The organism is Desulfolutivibrio sulfodismutans DSM 3696 (assembly GCF_013376455.1).
GTDB lineage: Bacteria > Desulfobacterota > Desulfovibrionia > Desulfovibrionales > Desulfovibrionaceae > Desulfolutivibrio > Desulfolutivibrio sulfodismutans.
In genome coordinates this window covers 1,071,942-1,089,487 of sequence record NZ_CP045504.1, presented here as the reverse complement: position 1 = coordinate 1,089,487, position 17,546 = coordinate 1,071,942, and the positions used below count along the sequence as shown (strand labels likewise).

The window sequence follows — 17,546 nt, the reverse complement described above, 5'->3', positions numbered from 1 at the left end:
ATTCCGGAAAAAAAGCGCCGCAAAGCGGCGTCAGGGAAGAACCAGCCGTCCGTCAACGCCCTGGCGGACAAGCTCGGCCACGGCCTGGCGGGCCATTTCCCGATTCCGGAACAGTCCGAACATGGCGGACCCGCTGCCGCTTAAGGCCGCACCCGATGCGCCCAGGGAAAACAGGGTTTCCTTGAGACGCCGCAGATCCGGCAGGGCCGCGAAAACGACCCCTTCAAAGCTGTTGAACAGTGGCAGCCCGGTCACGCAAAAGGGTCGTATATTTCGGTGAAATGCGCTTGTCAAGTGACTTTCCAGGGCGGGGACGTCGTTTCCGGATTGTTCGTCGTAGGTCCGGTAGGCCCAGGCCGTGTTCACCCGCTGTCTGGGACAGACCAGAACCAGGGCGAATCCGGAAAGATCGAGGGGAAAGGGGGACAGTTTTTCGCCGATGCCCAGCGCCAGGGCCGGACCGTCCTGGAGAAAAAAAGGCACGTCCGCGCCCAGGCCCGCACCCAGGGCGGACAGCTCCCGGGGGGGTAGGGGATGCGGGGCGTGGCCGTTGAGATAGGCCAGGATGCCTGCGGCGTCGGAACTGGCCCCGCCAAGTCCCGAACCGGCCGGGATGCGTTTGTCTAAAAAAACGTCGAGGGCCGGAAAAAAACCCGTTTTTTCGCCGTAGGTCCGGTAGGCCCTGGCCACGAGGTTGTCCGGGCCGTCCAGGGCCGGGTCCGAGCAGGCAAGCGTCAGGCCGCCGTCCCCGGGCCGGGGACGGATGACCAGCTCGTCCGCCGGTTCGGGCAGGGCCAGAAACAGGGTCTCCAGGTCGTGGTAGCCGTCGGGGCGGCGGCGAAGGATGCGCAGATGCAGATTGATCTTGCACGGCGCGGCCAGTCGGGTTTCCCCGGCGGGGCCGGTGGAGGCGGTGGAGGCGGTTTGCGTCATGGAGGGGGGAATGAAAACGCGGGACGGGGAGGGCCCCGTCCCGCGCTCAATCGTTGTCCTACTTGCCGTCCGTCACCGGGATGGTGCGGAACAGGCTTTGTCCCTGGCGCTTGATCAGGAGCATGACCACGCCCTTTTTCCGGCCGTCCTCCTTGACCGCCTTGGTGAAGGCGTCCACGGAGGTGACCGCGGTCTGGTTGATCTCCAGGATCACGTCGCCGGGGCGCACCTCGGCCTCGTCGGCGGCGGAGCCTTCAGCCACGCCCGCCACCAACAGTCCCTGGGGCTTGTCCATGCCCAGGGCCTTGGCCTCCTGGGCGTTCATCGGGCGCAGGGAGAGGCCCAGCATGGATTCGCTTGCGGTCTCGTCCTCGCCGTTTTGCATCTCGCCCTGGGCCAGGTTCTTGGAATCGCGCTCGCCGAGGCTGACGCTGATCTTGCTCGTGGCCCCCTTGCGCAGGACGGTCAATTCCGCTTTTTCGCCGGGCCGGATGGCCGCCACCTTGCGCAGAAGCGCATTGGTGTCCTCAATGTTCTCGCCGTTGATCGCCGTGATGACGTCTCCGGTCTTCAGTCCCGCCTTGTCCGCCGGATCGCCGGGGATGACCGAGGTCAGAAGGGCGCCCTTGGTGTCCTTCATGTCCAGGGCCTTGGCGGTGTTTTCGTCGATGTTCTGGATGGTCACGCCGAGCCAGCCGCGCTTGACGGACTTGTTTTCACGCAGTTGGGTGATGATGTCCTTGGCCATGTTGCTGGGGATGGCGAAGCCGATGCCCTGGCCCGAGGCCACGATGGCGGTGTTGATGCCGATGACCCGGCCGTCCAGGTCCAGAAGCGGGCCGCCGGAGTTGCCGGGATTGATGGAGGCGTCGGTCTGGATGAAGTTGTCAAAGGGACCGGCCCCGATGATGCGTCCTTTGGCGGACACGATGCCCACGGTGACGGTATTTTGCAGGCCGAAGGGGTTGCCGATGGCCACCACCCATTCCCCGACCTTGAGGGCCCCGGAGTCGCCGAACTCGAGGTAGGGCAGGTCGTTTTTCCCTTCGATCTTGATCAGGGCCAGATCCATCTCCGGATCGCGGCCGATGACCTTGGCGGTCAGGGGCTTGTCGGAGTCGCGCAGGAGCACCTTGACCTCGTCGGCCTGGTCGATGACGTGGTTGTTGGTCACGATGTAGCCGTCGCGGGAGATGATGAAGCCCGAACCCAGGGACCGCTGCTTGGGGCCGCGCTCACGACCCTGGGGGCCGCCGTTGGGGCCGCCGTTGGGGCCGCCGTTGGGGCCGCCATGGGGGTTGCCCTGGTTGCCCTGCGGGCCCTGGGGACCGAAGAAGCGGTCGAACTGGTCGAAGAAGTCGTCAAACGGCGTGCCTTTTCGCGGCATCTGCTGGAAGAAGTCGCGCAGTTTTCCCTGATTGTTGACGGTTTTGGTCGTGGAGATGTTGACCACGGCCGGGCCGGCCTTTTCCGCCAGGGTGGTGATCTCCGGCAGGGAGGAGGCCACGGTGGGGGCGGCCAAAACGAAGATGGCGAGAATCGCCAGGACGGACGATTTCAGCGTGCGGATCATGTGGTTCTCCTGGGCCGCGCGGCGTGTTCTCATGCCCCCGCAGGGGGAGGCGCCGGGGCCTGTGGGTGCGTTCGGCGCCTGGGCGTGTCCGGGGGATTTCCCCGGGTACGCGCGTGGCGCGACCGGCGATGAAAGATTTTATACGCCACTCCCGGTCTTGTAAACCGGCCCCGCGTAGACGCCCACCTGTCGCGGAGTCGTCGCGGGAGGCCGTGTTTGGGCGCGTTTCCGCGCCGCCGGGGCCTCAGCCGTCGCCGCCATCTTGACAAGCAGGGCGACGAAAAATACTATATCAAATTCGGGCTTCGTCAAGACTGGCCGCCGCATTGCGCCTGGCGGCCGCCCCTTCCGACTCGTGCTCCCGTAGCTCAGGTGGATAGAGCGATCGCCTCCTAAGCGATAGGCCGCAGGTTCGAATCCTACCGGGAGCACCAGGTACGTCCCAGGGACGCGGTTTTTACTGCGTCCCTTTTTCGTTCGCCAGCCGGGACAAAACCCCTTCATCAAGAAACGTGCCTTTGTGCATTTTCCGCATTCTGCCGGGATTTGTCTTCTTTTTTTACCATGTCAGGGATGGGGTTGTGCAGGATATTGCACGAATAACGTGCAGACATGTGCAGATCGCGATTCGGGAAGGGTGTCCGGAAGGATCAGGCCGGGACCGGAGAATGCCGGAAAGGTCATGTCCGGCGCGGGGTTCGGCGTGCCTTCGGCTGCGCCGTTTCGGCCGTTTCAATTGACGCGGCAGTGCGGATACCTGTAAAGAAAATGATACAGATGGATCGTGGGCTTGTCCCGGCCGCGCCGTGCGCCATCCTCCCGCGATGGCGGCGGTCTTCGTCAAACGTCGGATCACGTCTTTCCCAAGGGGGATTGCGCGATGAAAACTCCTGCGGCGGCGTGTTGTCTTGTGTTCCTCGTTTTTTTCTGCCTGGCGGCGAACGCCCAGGAATCCGGCCCGGTGGGGCATGCCCAGGGCGTGGCCGGAACGGTCGAGGCCCGCGGCCCCGGGGGGGATGCACGCCTGCTGACCCCCACGGCCTGCGTCTACCGGGCCGATGTGCTGCATACGGGCAAGGCCTCCCGGGCCCAGTTCCAGTTTTTGGACCAGTCCCTTTTGGTCATGGACGCCGAGAGCGAGCTCGCGTTGGCGGACTATGTCTATGCCTACGACAACCCCCCCGGGAAAAACGCCATGATCGTCACCGGCTCCGTGGGCGTTTTCCGGTTCATCACCGGGAAAATGGCCCAGAAGCGTCCCGAGAGCTTCAAGGTGCAGACCCCGCTTTTGGACATCGGGGTGCGCGGCACGGACCTGGGCATTTCCGCCACGGGCGGCTCCGGACGGGTGTCGGTGCTCTCCGGCGGCCCGGCCCTGGTCACGGACAGGGAGTTCGGGGCCACGGCGGAGGTGCCTGCGGGCCAAAGCGTGTCCAAGGAGCGCGGCAAGGCCATGGGGGCGCCGGAGGCGACGCCTCCGGCGGTCAGCGATGTGTTCAAAAATCTCTCGCCCGCTCCCGCCGATCCCCAGGCCGGCGGCGGTTGCTGAACAAACGGCCCATCAGGCGTAAGGAGAACGATCCATGCGTATCACCCCGTTTCTTTTCGCCGTCTCGGCGGCGTTCCTGATCCTGGCCGGGGGGGCGCTTGAGGCCCGGGCGGAGAAGGACATCACCAATCCCTTGACGGGCGAGGTGGTGGTCATGAAATTCGCCAAGACCCCCAGCGCCCGCGAAGTGACCAAAATCGGCCAAAAACTCGGCCGCAAGACCCTGGAAGCCGTGTTATCCTCCGCCGCCCCCGGGCAGGCGGCCAAGCTGGCCGGATGTCTGTCCGGCTCGAAATAAGGGGGATGGATATGCCGCGACAGTACAGTCCTTTGCGTCGGGCGGCCCTGGCGGCCCTGGCCGTCTTATGCCTGGCGGGGGCGTGGGGGTGCCAGGCCGGAAAAACCACGGCAGCGGGCGCTTCGGGCAGCGTGCCGGCGGCGACCGTCCCGGCGGCCTCGGCCGTTTCCCCTGCGGCGGCAGGCCCCGGGGGCCAGGACGCGGCGCTTCTGGCTCGGGTCAAACCCTTTTTGGACTGCGCCTATGCCGCCTTCGTCTCGGCCCAGGCCGGGAAAAAGCCCTATCGGCCCGAGGCGGCCACGGACGCCTGCGCCGCCTGCTCCACCCTTTTGGAACCGTTTCGGGAATATGTCTTCGAGAAGACCGGGGACAAGGACTACGTGGCGGAACTGGTCGCCGTGGTCGAGGATCACGCCGTCAGCGTCATGGAGCAGGCCTCGGCTGCGGCCAGATAGTTTTTCGGGATATGCCCGGGCGGGCGGCCTCGTCCCGGGCGTCGCCAGGGGCCGTCCGGCGGCGCATCCGGGCCGGGGCGTGCTGAAGGGCTTGTGTGCGGCGCGTTCTGCTCGTACAATCCCCGGATGTTTGTGCTGGTAGTTGACGTGTCCGCGCCGCGCGCCGTCAGGGACAGACGCATGAACGGCGGCTGGCGTCCACGCCGCTGCGTCGTGTCCACCGTCTCCGCTTATGAAGCGGAGGCGATCCCACAGTTATTTTTCCCCTGTCGTTTCCCGCAACCATGCCGATTTCGCCCATGAACACACCAGATATCGCTTCCGTCCTGGCCGGATACGGCACCTGCGTGGTGGCCGCAAGCGGCGGCGTGGACAGCCTGCTTCTGGCCGTCTTGGCCCATCGTGCCCTGGGGGCGGAGGCCGTGATCGCCCATGCCGCGAGTCCGGCCGTGCCCGCCGGGGACACGGCCCGGCTGTACGAGACGGCCCGCATGGAGGGCTTTGCCGTGCGCCAGGTGGACGCCGGGGAGATGCGCGACCCGCGCTACCTGGAAAATCCCGTGGACCGCTGCTACCACTGCAAGACCGGCCTGTACCGGGCACTTTCCGCCCTGGCCCGGGAGACGGGCGCGGGCGTGGTGGCCAGCGGCACGAATCTGGACGACCTCTCGGACTATCGCCCGGGGCTTGTGGCCGCCAAAGATTTCGGCGTGCGCCATCCCTTTGTGGAGGCGGGCCTGGCCAAGGCCGACATCCGGGCCATGGCCCGGGCCCTGGGGCTTTTTTTCGCCGACGTCCCGGCCTCGCCCTGCCTGGGCAGCCGCATCCACACCGGCACCCCCATCACCCGGGAGCGACTGGCCGCCGTGGCCTTTGCCGAGGACGCCCTGCGCGAGCGCCTGGGGCTCGATCTGGTGCGCTGCCGCATCCACGGCGATACGGCCCGGATCGAGGTGGACCCGTCCCTGCTGGCTTCGGACGCCGGGCGGCGGGGGGAGATCGAGGCCGCCGTGGCCGAGCTTGGCCGCCAGTTCCGGGAGCATTTTCCCGACATCGCAACCATCGGCCTGGACCCCCGGGGCTATGCCCGGGGCCGGGCCTTCCATACCACTCCATGAGCATTCTTTTCGACCACAGCCGCCAGGAGCGCATCGGCCTGCCCGAGACCGTGTTTTGCCAGGGCAAGCCCCTGGCGGTCATCGAGGGGCTCATGCGGGATCACGGCGGCCCCTGGGCGTCACCGCTTCTGTTCACCCGTCTGGCCCCGGAGGTCTTCGCGGCCGTGGACCCGCAGGTTCGGGCCCTGGCCGACTACCATACCTTGTCGCGTACGGCCTATACCGCCGTGCTGCCGACCGTGGCCCGGGGCCGGGTGGCCGTGGTCTCGGCCGGGACGTCGGACGGCCCCGTGGCCCATGAGGCCGCCCGCACCCTGGACTACCTGGGCATCCCGAACACCCTTTTTGAGGACAACGGCGTGGCCGGACTGTGGCGCATCGCCCGGAACCTGGACGACATAAACGCCCACGACGCGGTCATCGTGACCGCCGGGATGGACGCCGCCCTGGCCTCGGTGGCCGGGGGGCTGACGCCAAGGCCGATCATCGCCGTGCCCACCTCCGTGGGCTATGGGGTGGCCGAAGGCGGACAAACCGCGCTGTTCGCCATGCTGGCCAGTTGCGCCCCGGGGGTGTGCGTGCAAAACATCGACAACGGCTATGGCGCGGCCTGCGCTGCGGCCCGGATCATCAGGCTTCTCAATGAAAAATGACGCTTTCCCGGACCTTCCCGCCCCTTCCTCCGGTCCCGTGCTGGTGGTGCGCGCCCCGTCGGGGCTTTCGGGCGACATGTTCGTGGCCGGGCTTGTCCGGCTGGCCGGACTTGACGCCCCGGCCCTGGCCGGGATCGTTGCGCGGCTTGGGCTGCCCGAACTGGACGGCGCGTTGGCCGTGGTGGACACATCCGTGTCCGACATCGCCGGGGCGGGCTGCGACATCCGGCTGCCGCATGTCCATTCCCACACCACCATGGCCGACATCCGGGGGCTTGTCGCCGCCGGGCGTCTGACGCCGCGCGGCCGGGAGCTGTCGCTTACGGCCTTCGGGGAGCTGGCCCGGGCCGAGGCCGCCGTGCATGGCGTGGCCGTGGACGACGTGGCCTTTCATGAGGTGGGCGCCCTGGACAGCATCCTGGACGTGTGCCTGTCCGCCGAGCTTTTCGCCATGATCGGCCCGTCGCGCTTCGTGTGCAGCCCCCTGCCCGTAAGCGACGGGGTGGTGGCCTGCGCCCACGGCCTTTTGTCCACGCCCGCCCCGGCCACCCTGGCCCTGCTTGAGGGCATGCCCGTGTACGGCATCCCCGGGGCCGGGGAGACGGTCACCCCCACGGCGGCGGCCCTTTTGCGGGCCTTTGCCCCGCAGTTCGGCCCCTGGCCGCCCATGCGGCTCACGCACCAGGTCCGGGCCTACGGCGGCCGGGTCATCCCCGGCGTGCCCAACGGGGCGATTTTCGCCCTGGGTGAGCCCCTGTCCGCCGATCTGGCCGCCGAATGCCCAGCCGCCAGGGGGGACGGTGCGCCTTCGCCTCTCCCGGACCACCAACATGTCCGCCCCGGCCATGCCCACGGCTACAGCCACGATCATGACCATGCCTCCGATCACGGCCATGATCATGGCCACGGCTCAGACCGCGTCCATGCCCACGGCCACGATCATGACCATGCAAGTGGCCGGAACGGGACACCCCGCATCCACGGCCGGGTCCATGACCACGCTCATGAGCACGGCCACGGCCACGCCGGGGACGGGCCGCACCGCCACGCCGCGCATCGGGACTGATCCGTCCTCCCCGGGGCGTGGCCGGACGCCGCATTTCGGCACGTCCTGCACCGGGAACAGGCCCGCGCCTCTTGTGATTTCATGGACAAGGCCCTGGCGGATCGTGAACCGCTACGGTAAACGGCGGGCAGGGTCCGGTAAACGGCAACACCGTGTCCGGGCGAAACGTATGACCGACACATCCGAACCGTTTACCGAAAAGGCGTGGATATTCGCTTGCCGGGCGTGTAGGTTTCGCCCACCTTTGCAATGCGTTTTAACCAAGGAACCGGGGGAAGACGATGACTTCGGAGAAAATCGAGAGCATGATGCATGAGGATCGCGTGTTCGAACCGCCCATGGTCGGACGGGAAAACGCCTATATCAAAAGCCTTGACGAATACCGCGCGGTATACAAGCGGTCCATGGAGGATCCGGAGGGCTTCTGGTCCGACCGGACCAGCGAGCTTCTGACCTGGTACAAGAAGTGGGACAAGACCCTGGAATGGAGCTTCGAGACCGCCGAAATCAAGTGGTTCGCGGGCGGCGAGCTCAACGTGGCCTACAACTGCCTGGACCGGCACCTGGAAAACGGGCGGCGCAACAAGGCAGCCATCATCTGGCAGGGCGAGGCCGACAAGGACGTGCGCGTCTACACCTACCAGATGCTCCATGACGAGGTCTGCCGCTTCGCCAATGTGCTGAAAAAAATGGGCGTCAAACGCGGCGACCGGGTCAGTCTGTATCTGCCCATGGTTCCCGAACTGGCCATCGCCATGCTGGCCTGCGCCCGCATCGGCGCGCCGCACAGCATCGTGTTCGCCGGATTTTCCGCCCACAGCCTGCGTGACCGCATCAACGACTGCCAGTCCAAGATCCTGGTGTGCAGCGACGCCGTCATCCGGGCCGGGAAGACCATACCGCTCAAGCAAAACGCCGACGCGGCGCTTTCGGAATGCCCCAGCGTTGAAAAATGCATCGTCCTCAAACACGGCGGCAACGCCGTGGAGATGGTCGAGGGCCGCGACACCTGGTGGCACGAGGAGATGGCCGCGCCGGACATCACCGCCCACTGCGAGCCCGAGCACATGGACGCCGAGGACGTGCTGTTCATCCTGTATACCAGCGGCTCCACGGGCAAGCCCAAGGGCGTCTACCACACCACCGGCGGCTACCTGACCTATGTGGCCCACACCACCCAGTGGGTCTTCGACGTGCATGAGAGCGACATCCACTGGTGTACCGCGGACATCGGCTGGGTCACGGGCCATTCCTACATCGTCTATGGGCCGCTGGCGCTCGGGGCCACCTCGCTTATGTTCGAGGGCGTGCCCACCTATCCCGGGCCGGACCGGTTCTGGCAGATATGCGAAAAATTCGGGGTCAACATCTTCTACACCGCGCCCACCGTCATCCGGTCGCTGATGCGTTCCGGGCCGCAGTGGACCGAGAACCACGACCTGTCGTCGCTGCGGGTTTTGGGGTCCGTGGGCGAGCCCATCAACCCCGAGGCCTGGATGTGGTACCATGAGCACATCGGCAAGGGGAAACTGCCCATCGTGGATACCTGGTGGCAGACCGAGACCGGCGGGCTCATGATTTCGGCCCTGCCGTACGCCACGCCGCTCAAACCCGGGTCGGCCACGCTGCCGCTGCCGGGCGTGGATGCGGCCATCGTCAACTCCGAGGGCCAGGAAGCGCCGCTTGGCGACGGCGGGTTTCTGGTCATCCGCAAGCCCTGGCCGGGCATGCTGCGCGGGGTGTGGGGCGACCCGGCCCGCTTCAAGCAGCAGTATTTCGCGGGATTTAAGGGCGTCTACGAGAGCGGCGACGGCGCGCGCCGGGACACGGACGGCTATTTCTGGATCATGGGCCGCGTGGACGACGTGATCAACGTGTCCGGACACCGCATGGGCACGGCCGAGATCGAGTCGGCGCTGGTGTCGCACCCGACCGTGGCCGAGGCGGCGGTGGTGGGCATGCCGCACGACGTCAAGGGCCAGAGCATCTATGCCTATGTGACGCTCAAGGCGGGCTTCGAAGAGGATGAGGAGCTTTTGAAGGCCTTGAAAGTCCATGTCCGCAAGGAGATCGGCCCCATCGCCCAGCCGGAGGTGATCCAGTTCGCGCCGGGGCTGCCCAAGACCCGTAGCGGCAAAATCATGCGGCGCATCCTGCGTAAAATCGCCTCGGATGAGACCGAGAGCCTGGGCGACACCTCGACCCTGGCCGATCCGAGCGTGGTTGGGGAGCTTATCGACGGCAAGAAGCGGTTGATGAGTTAGCGCCGAGCGGGTTCCGGCGAAAGGCCGGAGAAAAGAGAAGAAATTGGAAGGGCCGCCCTGAGAGGGGTGGCCCTTCCATTTTTCTGCAGGGATTTCAAGATGCTGGATGATTTTAGAGCTTGACTGTTGTGTAAAAAAACATTTTGTAGACCATTTTAAACAAGCTACTCTTCCTCTTCGTCTAAACGTAAATAAGCCATCATTGCCTCCGGTTGTAGACTAAACGAAACCCCTGCTTGGGCAATAAAACCCCTTTATACTGTTTACATAATTCTCCAGGGGTATTATTCCCAAAATCTTCAAATGCGTCAATAGTTCCAGATGGGAAAAAAGACACCTGGATATCTTCAGGATGGTGCATGAAAATTCTTAATCCTTTCGTGATTCACTTTACTGTATAGCCTTTGCTTTTGTCAGCGTCTAGGGACAGTATTTTTTTTGTCCTACGTTTGACAAAATAACGCTCCTTGCCTTTGAACGTTATTTCAAACCTGTAGTGTAGATGTCCATTTAAAATGTATGGTTTAGTGGTAATAACATGTTCTAAGTGGCTAACGTTATCAATAAAAAAATCTGTCACAACAAATGAAGAGAATTCGTCGTGATTGTTTTTTAAGAGAATGGAACCCGATACACTGTGTTTAAATGGATCGGTATTTACTGCAACAACTGTAAACGAAGATTCCTCAATCAGTGTAACATAATCATGATTTCCATCAATGAAGCTCATGTTAAAATGTAAATTTTCGTCAATATAATAGCACGGTGATTCTTTAGGAAAATAGTTGTTAAAAATGATTCTGTCAAGCTCGTCTCTGATTTCTGGAAAACGTTCACAATGAATAATTTTTGAAATATTTTTCCATAATTCTGTTATGTCATTTCGTTTTGACAATAATGCTTCTGAATATAAAGCGTCACTAATGCACTGTAAAATTTTATCGTTACTATCCTTAATAATTAAGCACAGTTGGTCTGTAAGTGAATCAATGTGTGTGGGTAAAGTCAGAGAGAGTGTGCTTTTGATGCAATTTTCGCGGTCATCAAGGAAATTTTGATCTTGTAATTGTGCTTTAATTGTATCACGAAATATCCCCATAAACTGAATACTTTTAACGCATGCCGTAAAAGCGCCACCAATAAGAAAGGCGGATGCAATTCCTGGCAGTATCTCTCGAGCTTGTAAAGAAAGTGTATCGTGCCGAATGTACCATATACAGTATATACAAGAACCTAGGCCAATGGATAAAAACATGAAATAATTAAAAATAAAGTCAATTATAATATTTTTAAAAATACACATGTGTGTTAAAATACTTTTTAAAAATAGTTTCATCGCGATTATTTCTGCAGGTTAAAATTGAAATTCAATAATTAATGATCATGACGTGCAGACTGGTGAAATCATGCAAATTTTGCGCCATAAGTCGTTGGACGTCAACAGGTTGCCCCGGTCCGTTCAGCTGTTCTTTGAAACGTATATTTGTTTTCTATTTTTGTATAGTCTTTCTCGGTGTGCAGGATGTGTGCATAATAATATTCACCCGAAATCAATACCTCGGCCAGGCCTATCTCCAGATGGAATCCCTGGCCGCGCATCCCCGCGTGGCCACGCTCAAAAAGATCGCCGCCGCCATGGGCGTGGCCTGGGAGCAGCTTCGGGCATGAAAAAGGGCCGCCCCGGAGTGGGGTGGCCCTGTGCGATTTCCAGCCTATGGGCATGCTCTGCGTCAGGCGCGGCGTGTGACGTGTGCAGCGACCGCTCTGAAATCGCCTGAAGCGACCAGACTTTGCGATGTGCCGCGCGATTCTCCCGGGCCATCCCGCCCGCATCACCCCTTCGGCGGCACGTCCGCATCCCCGGGCCGGGGCGTGGTCGCACTCGCAGACATCGTCCCGGCCGCAGTCCCGGTATCACTCGCAATCCCACCCGCAGCATCGGCCGCACTCGCAGCCGTCGTCCCGGCCGCAGTTCCGGTATCAACCGCAACTCCACCCGCAGCATCAGCCGCACCCGCAGCTTCAGCCGCAGCATCACCAGCCGCCGCCGTCTCAGACTCAGCCTTGGCCGGACTTCCCGGCACCCACCACCGCGCCGCCTCGCGCTTTTCCTCCGTGCCGGGCGTGGCCCGGGTCTTCAGCATTGAAACCAGCACGGAACAGGCGATGATCCCAGCCGTGGCCGCCAGGGCCAGTTCCGTGGAGATCACCTTGCCGCCGAACCAGGCGTTCACGACCATCTTCACCCCCACCAGCACCAGCACCAGCGACAGGCCGTATTTGAGGTAGTGGAAGCGGTGGATGATGCCGGCCAGGGCGAAGTACAGCGCCCGAAGCCCCAGGATGGCGAAGACGTTGGAGGTATAGATGATGAACGGGTCGGTGGTGATGGCGAAGATGGCCGGGATGGAGTCCAGGGCGAAGACCACGTCCGTGATCTCAATCAGCGCCAGCACGATGAAAAGCGGCGTGATGTACGTCAGCCCGTTTCGCCGCACAAAAAACCGCTGCCCCTCAAAGCCCTCGGTCACCCGGAAGCGGCGGCGCATGAACCGGTTGATGCGGTTATTGGCGATGTCCGGCTCCTGCCCCACGGTCACCAGCATCTTGATCCCCGTGAACACCAAAAAGGCCCCGAACACGTAGATGACCCAGTGGAAGGCCGCCAGGATCGCCGCCCCGGCCACGATGAGCGACCCGCGCAAAACCAGCGCGCCCAGGATGCCCCAGAACAAAACCGTGTGCTGGCTGCGGCGCGGCACGGAAAAATGCAGAAAGATCAGCACGAACACGAAGATGTTGTCGATGGACAGGCTTTTTTCGATGAGGTAGCCGGTGAGATATTCCTTCCCGGCCTGCGGCCCGAGAAAATGGTAGATGCCCGCGCCGAAGGAAAGGGCCAGGACCACATAGCCCAGGCTCAAAAGCAGCGCCTCGCGCACGCCGATCTCGCGCCCCTTGCGGTGCAGCACGCCCAGGTCCAGGGCCAGAAGCGCCAGGACCAACACATTAAATCCTATCCACATCCAGGCCGTTCCCAAAATGTCTCTCCGGATCGGTTCCGAGAACCGGTTCTTCTTTTTGAAGGGTGCAACCCCGGGGGCGGACGCCGCAGGCCATGCCCGGGGCGATGGGCCGGTCGCCGTGGCCGCCGCCGTTACCGGGCCGGGGGGTGAGGCGGCTTTATCTGATGGCGTCGCGCCGTCGCCGTCCTGGCCGTCGCCGTCCTGGCCTTCGCGACGGCCCATGCCGCCGCTGCGGTCGCCGTCTGGCGTCACGGCCCGCCAGCCCAGCCGCAACCAGTCGGCCGGTCAGGGACTCCCGCACGGTCTTTCAACGGGAGCCCCTGTTTCGTCGCGGCTGGGGCATGGCCCGAAAGGGTGCGGGCCGCGCTGCCGTGTGGCAACCCAGGCCGCGCCCGGGACAAGGCGTCGTCAGGGCCGGGGCGGCCCGACCCGCTTAGGCATTGCGCCTTACATGGCCAACTGCTGGATGCCCTCCAGGGTCCAGGACGGCCTGGCGGCCTTCTCGTCGCGGCTGATGCGCCAGACCTCGCGGACCTGGCCGGGGTTCCCGGCGGACTGGTCCTCGCGCAGAAGCACGTCGAAAAAGACCGTGATCACGGTCTGGCCGCCGTGCGAAGCGGCCTCGAGCACCCGGGCCTCGACCATGAGGATGTCGGTCCTGCCCGGGGTCGGGTCTTCCTCGGCCTGCCGGGCGATCTCGGAAAACACCTCGGGGCTGGTGAACTGCCGGATGTCGTCAAGGTCGCGCCGGTCCCAGGAGGCCTGGAGCCGGGCGTAGAGGGCCTTGACCCCGGCCAGGAACTCGGCCTCGTCCAGACCGGCGGGCATGACAGGACGTGAAGCCGCGTCGCTCCTATCCTGGTCCGGGGGCGTGGCGTGCAGCGCGCCCCAGCCGTCCGGCGTCCGGTCGGTGTCCGGAGCGCCGCCCGGGCCCGTGGCGTAGGCGAAGCGCTCGCCGCCGGACGCGGTCTGCCGCGTGGGGGCTGCCTTTCGCCCCGCAAAGAGCCTGAAGAGCAGGTACACGCCGCCGAAAAGGAGCAGCATCTCCAGGATGCCGAAGCCGCCGCCCAGGCCGCCGCCGGACAGCATCGAGCCGATAAGCCCGCCCATGAGCAGGCCGCCGAACATGCCGCCCATGCCGCCGAACATGCCGGGGCGGGCGGCGGGTGCGCCGGGGGCCGTTTGGCTGCCCGGGTTGGCCGGGGCGGGCTGCTGATCCATGTTCGTGGTGTTGCGGTTGGGCGCGGCGGGCTTGTCGTAGGGCCTGGAATAGGTGTCCCGGCTGCCGAAGGACTTGCCGCCGCCGACGCGCCTGGCCTCGGCCATGTCCACGGCCGCAAGGAGCAGGCACAAGGCAAGCAGCGGGATGCCGATGCGGCGCAGAAGTGTCGTGAGGCGGGCGGCAGCGCGCCGCCAATCGGCGGCCGGTTTGTCGAGGGATGGCGGATGGTGAAGCATGGAAGCCTCCAGTGCGGTTTCTGCTGGAGGTCCCCAAAATAAAAAACGAGACTTCCAGCATGATTGCTCATGCAGAAGGTCTCGCTCGCCGACTGGCGTCGACGGCAAGGCCAAGCGCCGGGTAGCGCAGTGCTGTTGACCTTGCCCGAAAGAGCTACTCCCCTTCAAGGAGTTTCAAAATAACCTATTCGGTCGTGGTGTCAAGGGAGTCTGGGCGGGGTCGGCAGGATCAACGCTGAATGGGAGAACAAGCGATTCTTGAGCGTGAATGCAGCCTCGCTCCAACCCCACGGTAAAACGGGCAAATCTGGGTGGCGTATCTTCCCCGGCCAGGGGCGCTAATGCCACCGCGTCTTGTCGTGGACGCCGCGCTTGTTGATTTCGCGGGTCTTGAACTTGCCGAAGTCGAAAGAAGCGATGGAGTCATTGGATCCGGGCCGCAGGCGGGAAACCATGAAGACCGCCGCAACAACCAGGGCGATCGAGGCGAAAACGTAAATGATGATTTCAAGCATAGGGCTACTTCCAGATGGATTCCTCGAAGGCGGACGCCCGGCTGGGAAAAAGACTTCGAGGGCATTTCTGTTGTAGGCCATCACGGTCGGCTGGGCAAGGGGACATTGCTATTTTTGTCGCCATGCCCGCGCCGCCACCCGCCAGGAAAAAGGCGCTGGCGCGGGAATAAAAAAAGGGACCGGTCTTTCGACGGATCCCTTGATTTTTATGGTGCGCCCGAGAGGATTCGAACCTCTGACCTACGGATTCGTAGTCCAACTGCTCACCATGTAACACTATGATATACTTGCTATTCCTTGTCGATCCTACCAACATTTGCAACCTTGAATTTCTTGCTCTTTTTCTTGGGGTGGTTGGTGCCGGTTGGCAGGGGGGCATTGCTACTTTCTCGAGCTATTTTCTTCCCTCCCTCATGCAGTTGAGGTAAAAGGTTTGCGGCCCGCACCCTCTCCTTCGACATCGATTGATAGTAGACGTTAGCAGTTACAGTTACAGCTGAGTGGCCCATCATTGAACTAACAGCAGCCAAATCTGCTCCACTATTGAGCAAGGTAGTAGCATAAAGGTGTCTCAAGTCATACAGTCTAACTGGATAAGTTATTCCAGCTTTTTTGACAGCACTTGCAAATGACCTTCTTAGGCTCTTTACAGGTTTGCCTTTGTACTCAATTACATATTCGGTATGAGATGATTTTTTAGCAATTGAAAGCTTTGTTCTAAAGTTATCAGGAATTGGTATCTTTCTTGAAGTCTTTGTTTTGCTTGAAAAGATGTTTAAAACATTTTCATCAAAATCAATGTCTTTCCATTTGATGTTAAATAGTTCTGATGCACCTGGCCTAAGACCAAAATAGAAGCAGAGTTGAAGGGCTAGTTTAAGGTGTGGCATAGAATGTTTTAGGATTATGCCAAGGTCATCGTCATTTATCTGGAACTTCTTAGGTTCTTCTTTAGGTTTTTTCCAGTGCTTAAGTGGGTTATTCTTAATCAACTCATGTCTTATGCCAAAATTAAACAATGCTTTTAAATACATAAAATATCTGTTTCTAGTTGATTGGCTTAAGTCTTTATACTTAATGGCAAAGTTAAGCATGTCATCATGTGTTAACTTTTGAATTGTTTTCTTCGGAAAATCTGGAAACACCTTGTTGTTAAAAAAGTAGTTTAGGTTTCTTATTTGTGTTTGACTTCTGCCAAGTTGTTCATAATCTTTAATATATGCATTGTAGAGGTCTTGAATATTCATCTCTTTGTCCTGGACACCTTGTGGGTTGTGTCCTCTTTTTTTTAACAGTCTGATTTCAAGGTCATATGCCTCGGCTTTCGCTTTAGCTTTAGGGCCGACACCGAAATGCTTCTGCTGCTGAATTTTATTGGTATCTCTGTACCTTACAAACCAAGAATTCCCTCGGACATGGACGCTCATATTGACTACTCCGGTTGTTTGATGGTACTTTGAAATCAGAAGAAAGAAAAGGGGGACAGCCCCCCTTGGGTTAGATATTATTCAAGAGTATTTGCTCAACTTCTTCTTCTTTCACACCTAAATAACGTCTTGTGATAGAAGGAGATGAATGGTTGCACCTCTTTGATATGACTTCCCATGGTACACCAAATTGTGTTCTTTGAATATAGCAAAATGTTTTCCTAAGTGTATGTGCTCCTGCGTTAATGTTCAGGTTGATTTCGTCAACCCAAGACTGAACAAGTCTAGTGACCCTGAAAGTTGTAAGTGGATAGTTAGCCCCTTTGCGACTCTTAAATAGGTAGTCACTATCTTTAGGGTTGATGGTTTCGAAGAAGTAGCTAAGAGCCTCGCTTACTTCTTCATTTATGATTATTACATTATACTTTTTAGTCTTCTTTTCCTTTATGGTTATTCTGTCTCCAACATTTAGCCCCTTTACATCGGAAACTTTTAACGACAGGATATCTTGTGCCCTGAGACCACTATTGGTTCCCATTATGAAAAGAAGTCTGTCCCTAGGTTTGTCATTCAAAAGCTTTTTAATAGCCTTGATGTGCTTGGGATTGGTAATGGGTTCGACTCTCATTTTGACCTCCTGAAAGATTGTTTTAGTGACCAGGATGATATAAACAACCATTGGGAAAAGCACTCGGGAAAGTCCAAGAGCTTTTAAATTTCTAACACCATAAGATATAAAGGATTAATTGCCAGGATGATGTGTAAGTCCGTTTCTAATACAAAACGGACATTGTAAGGATAAGCTAAAATATCTCTAACTTTTTATTGAAAATGTCAGGTGGACAAGGGGTAGGATAATCGCCGTTTGAAACAAAGAAGAAGGAAGTCAACAAGACTCCCAACTTCTCAGGGGTTGCCCTAGAGCTTTCGTTTTATTATTATTGCGATAACAGCTAAGACAATCTCCTTGGTCAATGGAGACCTTAAAATTATGCTAACAATTTGGATGGATTTGCCAAGTTGATAGATCACTATAGACCTCCAGCGTCTAGTTGAATAGATTTATCCTAAATATCTTTAGGTTATTGTTGAAAATGAAATGAAAATTAAAACATAGATATTAATGTTAAAGAACCTGATATAATAAAAACAACAATGAAAGACACATCATTCCAGGTGCATTCAATTGTAAACAATTTCAATGAATACTA

General features: G+C 59.7%; 16 protein-coding genes and 1 tRNA gene. 9 read left to right on the top strand and 8 right to left on the bottom strand.

Annotated elements, in window-relative coordinates:
- Positions 1-30: 30 nt before the first annotated feature.
- Positions 31-933, bottom strand: coding sequence for a 4-(cytidine 5'-diphospho)-2-C-methyl-D-erythritol kinase (gene ispE, locus GD606_RS05220; RefSeq protein WP_163300653.1), 903 nt, complete (start codon positions 931-933; stop codon positions 31-33).
- A gap of 58 nt (positions 934-991) precedes the next feature.
- Positions 992-2,506, bottom strand: coding sequence for a Do family serine endopeptidase (locus GD606_RS05215; protein ID WP_163300654.1), 1,515 nt, complete (start codon positions 2,504-2,506; stop codon positions 992-994).
- Positions 2,507-2,863: 357 nt separating this feature from the next.
- Here GD606_RS05215 and GD606_RS05210 point away from each other — a divergent pair.
- The 8 genes from GD606_RS05210 to acs all read left to right on the top strand — a co-directional run bounded on the left by GD606_RS05210 (position 2,864) and on the right by acs (position 9,909).
- Positions 2,864-2,940: transfer RNA gene (locus GD606_RS05210), tRNA-Arg, on the top strand.
- Positions 2,941-3,386: 446 nt separating this feature from the next.
- Entirely contained in the window at positions 3,387-4,055 is a 669-nt protein-coding gene (locus GD606_RS05205) for a FecR family protein (RefSeq protein ID WP_163300655.1), read from the top strand.
- 34 nt (positions 4,056-4,089) lie between these two features.
- Positions 4,090-4,353, top strand: a complete 264-nt coding sequence (locus GD606_RS05200; RefSeq protein WP_163300656.1) for a hypothetical protein — start codon at positions 4,090-4,092, stop codon at positions 4,351-4,353.
- Positions 4,354-4,364: 11 nt separating this feature from the next.
- Positions 4,365-4,808: a hypothetical protein gene (locus GD606_RS05195; RefSeq protein WP_163300657.1), complete on the top strand. Its 444-nt coding sequence runs from the start codon at positions 4,365-4,367 to the stop codon at positions 4,806-4,808.
- 299 nt (positions 4,809-5,107) lie between these two features.
- On the top strand, positions 5,108-5,926 hold the full coding sequence (gene larE, locus GD606_RS05190; protein ID WP_163300658.1) for an ATP-dependent sacrificial sulfur transferase LarE: 819 nt from the start codon (positions 5,108-5,110) through the stop codon (positions 5,924-5,926).
- Positions 5,923-6,579: a nickel pincer cofactor biosynthesis protein LarB gene (larB, locus tag GD606_RS05185; RefSeq protein ID WP_163300659.1), complete on the top strand. Its 657-nt coding sequence runs from the start codon at positions 5,923-5,925 to the stop codon at positions 6,577-6,579. The genes larE and larB overlap by 4 nt, the downstream gene beginning before the upstream one ends.
- A complete protein-coding gene (gene larC, locus GD606_RS20745) occupies positions 6,569-7,645 on the top strand; it encodes a nickel pincer cofactor biosynthesis protein LarC (protein WP_163300660.1) in 1,077 nt (358 codons plus the stop codon). Before larB ends, larC begins: the two co-directional genes overlap by 11 nt.
- A gap of 281 nt (positions 7,646-7,926) precedes the next feature.
- A complete protein-coding gene (acs, locus tag GD606_RS05175) occupies positions 7,927-9,909 on the top strand; it encodes an acetate--CoA ligase (protein WP_163300661.1) in 1,983 nt (660 codons plus the stop codon).
- A 385-nt stretch (positions 9,910-10,294) separates the two neighbouring features.
- Here acs and GD606_RS05170 read toward each other — a convergent pair whose 3' ends face one another.
- Positions 10,295-11,245, bottom strand: a complete 951-nt coding sequence (locus GD606_RS05170; protein WP_163300662.1) for a hypothetical protein — start codon at positions 11,243-11,245, stop codon at positions 10,295-10,297.
- 188 nt (positions 11,246-11,433) lie between these two features.
- On the opposite strand from GD606_RS05170, the gene GD606_RS05165 reads away from it, so the two are divergent.
- Complete coding sequence (locus GD606_RS05165) at positions 11,434-11,577, top strand: hypothetical protein (protein WP_163300663.1); 144 nt, start codon at positions 11,434-11,436, stop codon at positions 11,575-11,577.
- Positions 11,578-11,741: 164 nt separating this feature from the next.
- On the opposite strand, the gene GD606_RS05160 is transcribed toward GD606_RS05165, so the two are convergent.
- From GD606_RS05160 to GD606_RS05140, 5 genes are all read right to left on the bottom strand, one after another.
- Positions 11,742-13,157, bottom strand: coding sequence for a TerC family protein (locus tag GD606_RS05160; RefSeq protein WP_246298982.1), 1,416 nt, complete (start codon positions 13,155-13,157; stop codon positions 11,742-11,744).
- Positions 13,158-13,382: 225 nt separating this feature from the next.
- Positions 13,383-14,393, bottom strand: coding sequence for a Tim44 domain-containing protein (locus tag GD606_RS05155; RefSeq protein WP_163300664.1), 1,011 nt, complete (start codon positions 14,391-14,393; stop codon positions 13,383-13,385).
- Positions 14,394-14,731: 338 nt separating this feature from the next.
- A complete protein-coding gene (locus tag GD606_RS05150; protein WP_170304557.1) occupies positions 14,732-14,908 on the bottom strand; it encodes a hypothetical protein in 177 nt (58 codons plus the stop codon).
- Positions 14,909-15,198: 290 nt separating this feature from the next.
- Positions 15,199-16,335 carry a tyrosine-type recombinase/integrase gene (locus tag GD606_RS05145; RefSeq protein WP_163300665.1) on the bottom strand — a complete coding sequence of 379 codons (1,137 nt, stop codon included), beginning with the start codon at positions 16,333-16,335 and terminating at the stop codon, positions 15,199-15,201.
- A gap of 70 nt (positions 16,336-16,405) precedes the next feature.
- On the bottom strand, positions 16,406-16,963 hold the full coding sequence (locus GD606_RS05140; protein ID WP_163300666.1) for a tyrosine-type recombinase/integrase: 558 nt from the start codon (positions 16,961-16,963) through the stop codon (positions 16,406-16,408).
- Positions 16,964-17,546: the final 583 nt, after the last annotated feature.

Excerpts from the sequence above, each read along its gene's own strand:
- ispE (WP_163300653.1), bottom strand. The coding sequence starts at position 933 with ATGACGCAAACCGCCTCCACCGCCTCCACCGGCCCCGCCGGGGAAACC.
- GD606_RS05215 (WP_163300654.1), bottom strand. The coding sequence starts at position 2,506 with ATGATCCGCACGCTGAAATCGTCCGTCCTGGCGATTCTCGCCATCTTC.
- GD606_RS05205 (WP_163300655.1), top strand. The coding sequence starts at position 3,387 with ATGAAAACTCCTGCGGCGGCGTGTTGTCTTGTGTTCCTCGTTTTTTTC.
- GD606_RS05200 (WP_163300656.1), top strand. The coding sequence starts at position 4,090 with ATGCGTATCACCCCGTTTCTTTTCGCCGTCTCGGCGGCGTTCCTGATC.
- GD606_RS05195 (WP_163300657.1), top strand. The coding sequence starts at position 4,365 with ATGCCGCGACAGTACAGTCCTTTGCGTCGGGCGGCCCTGGCGGCCCTG.
- larE (WP_163300658.1), top strand. The coding sequence starts at position 5,108 with ATGAACACACCAGATATCGCTTCCGTCCTGGCCGGATACGGCACCTGC.
- larB (WP_163300659.1), top strand. The coding sequence starts at position 5,923 with ATGAGCATTCTTTTCGACCACAGCCGCCAGGAGCGCATCGGCCTGCCC.
- larC (WP_163300660.1), top strand. The coding sequence starts at position 6,569 with ATGAAAAATGACGCTTTCCCGGACCTTCCCGCCCCTTCCTCCGGTCCC.
- acs (WP_163300661.1), top strand. The coding sequence starts at position 7,927 with ATGACTTCGGAGAAAATCGAGAGCATGATGCATGAGGATCGCGTGTTC.
- GD606_RS05170 (WP_163300662.1), bottom strand. The coding sequence starts at position 11,245 with ATGAAACTATTTTTAAAAAGTATTTTAACACACATGTGTATTTTTAAA.
- GD606_RS05160 (WP_246298982.1), bottom strand. The coding sequence starts at position 13,157 with ATGGGCCGTCGCGAAGGCCAGGACGGCGACGGCCAGGACGGCGACGGC.
- GD606_RS05155 (WP_163300664.1), bottom strand. The coding sequence starts at position 14,393 with ATGCTTCACCATCCGCCATCCCTCGACAAACCGGCCGCCGATTGGCGG.
- GD606_RS05150 (WP_170304557.1), bottom strand. The coding sequence starts at position 14,908 with ATGCTTGAAATCATCATTTACGTTTTCGCCTCGATCGCCCTGGTTGTT.
- GD606_RS05145 (WP_163300665.1), bottom strand. The coding sequence starts at position 16,335 with ATGAGCGTCCATGTCCGAGGGAATTCTTGGTTTGTAAGGTACAGAGAT.
- GD606_RS05140 (WP_163300666.1), bottom strand. The coding sequence starts at position 16,963 with ATGAGAGTCGAACCCATTACCAATCCCAAGCACATCAAGGCTATTAAA.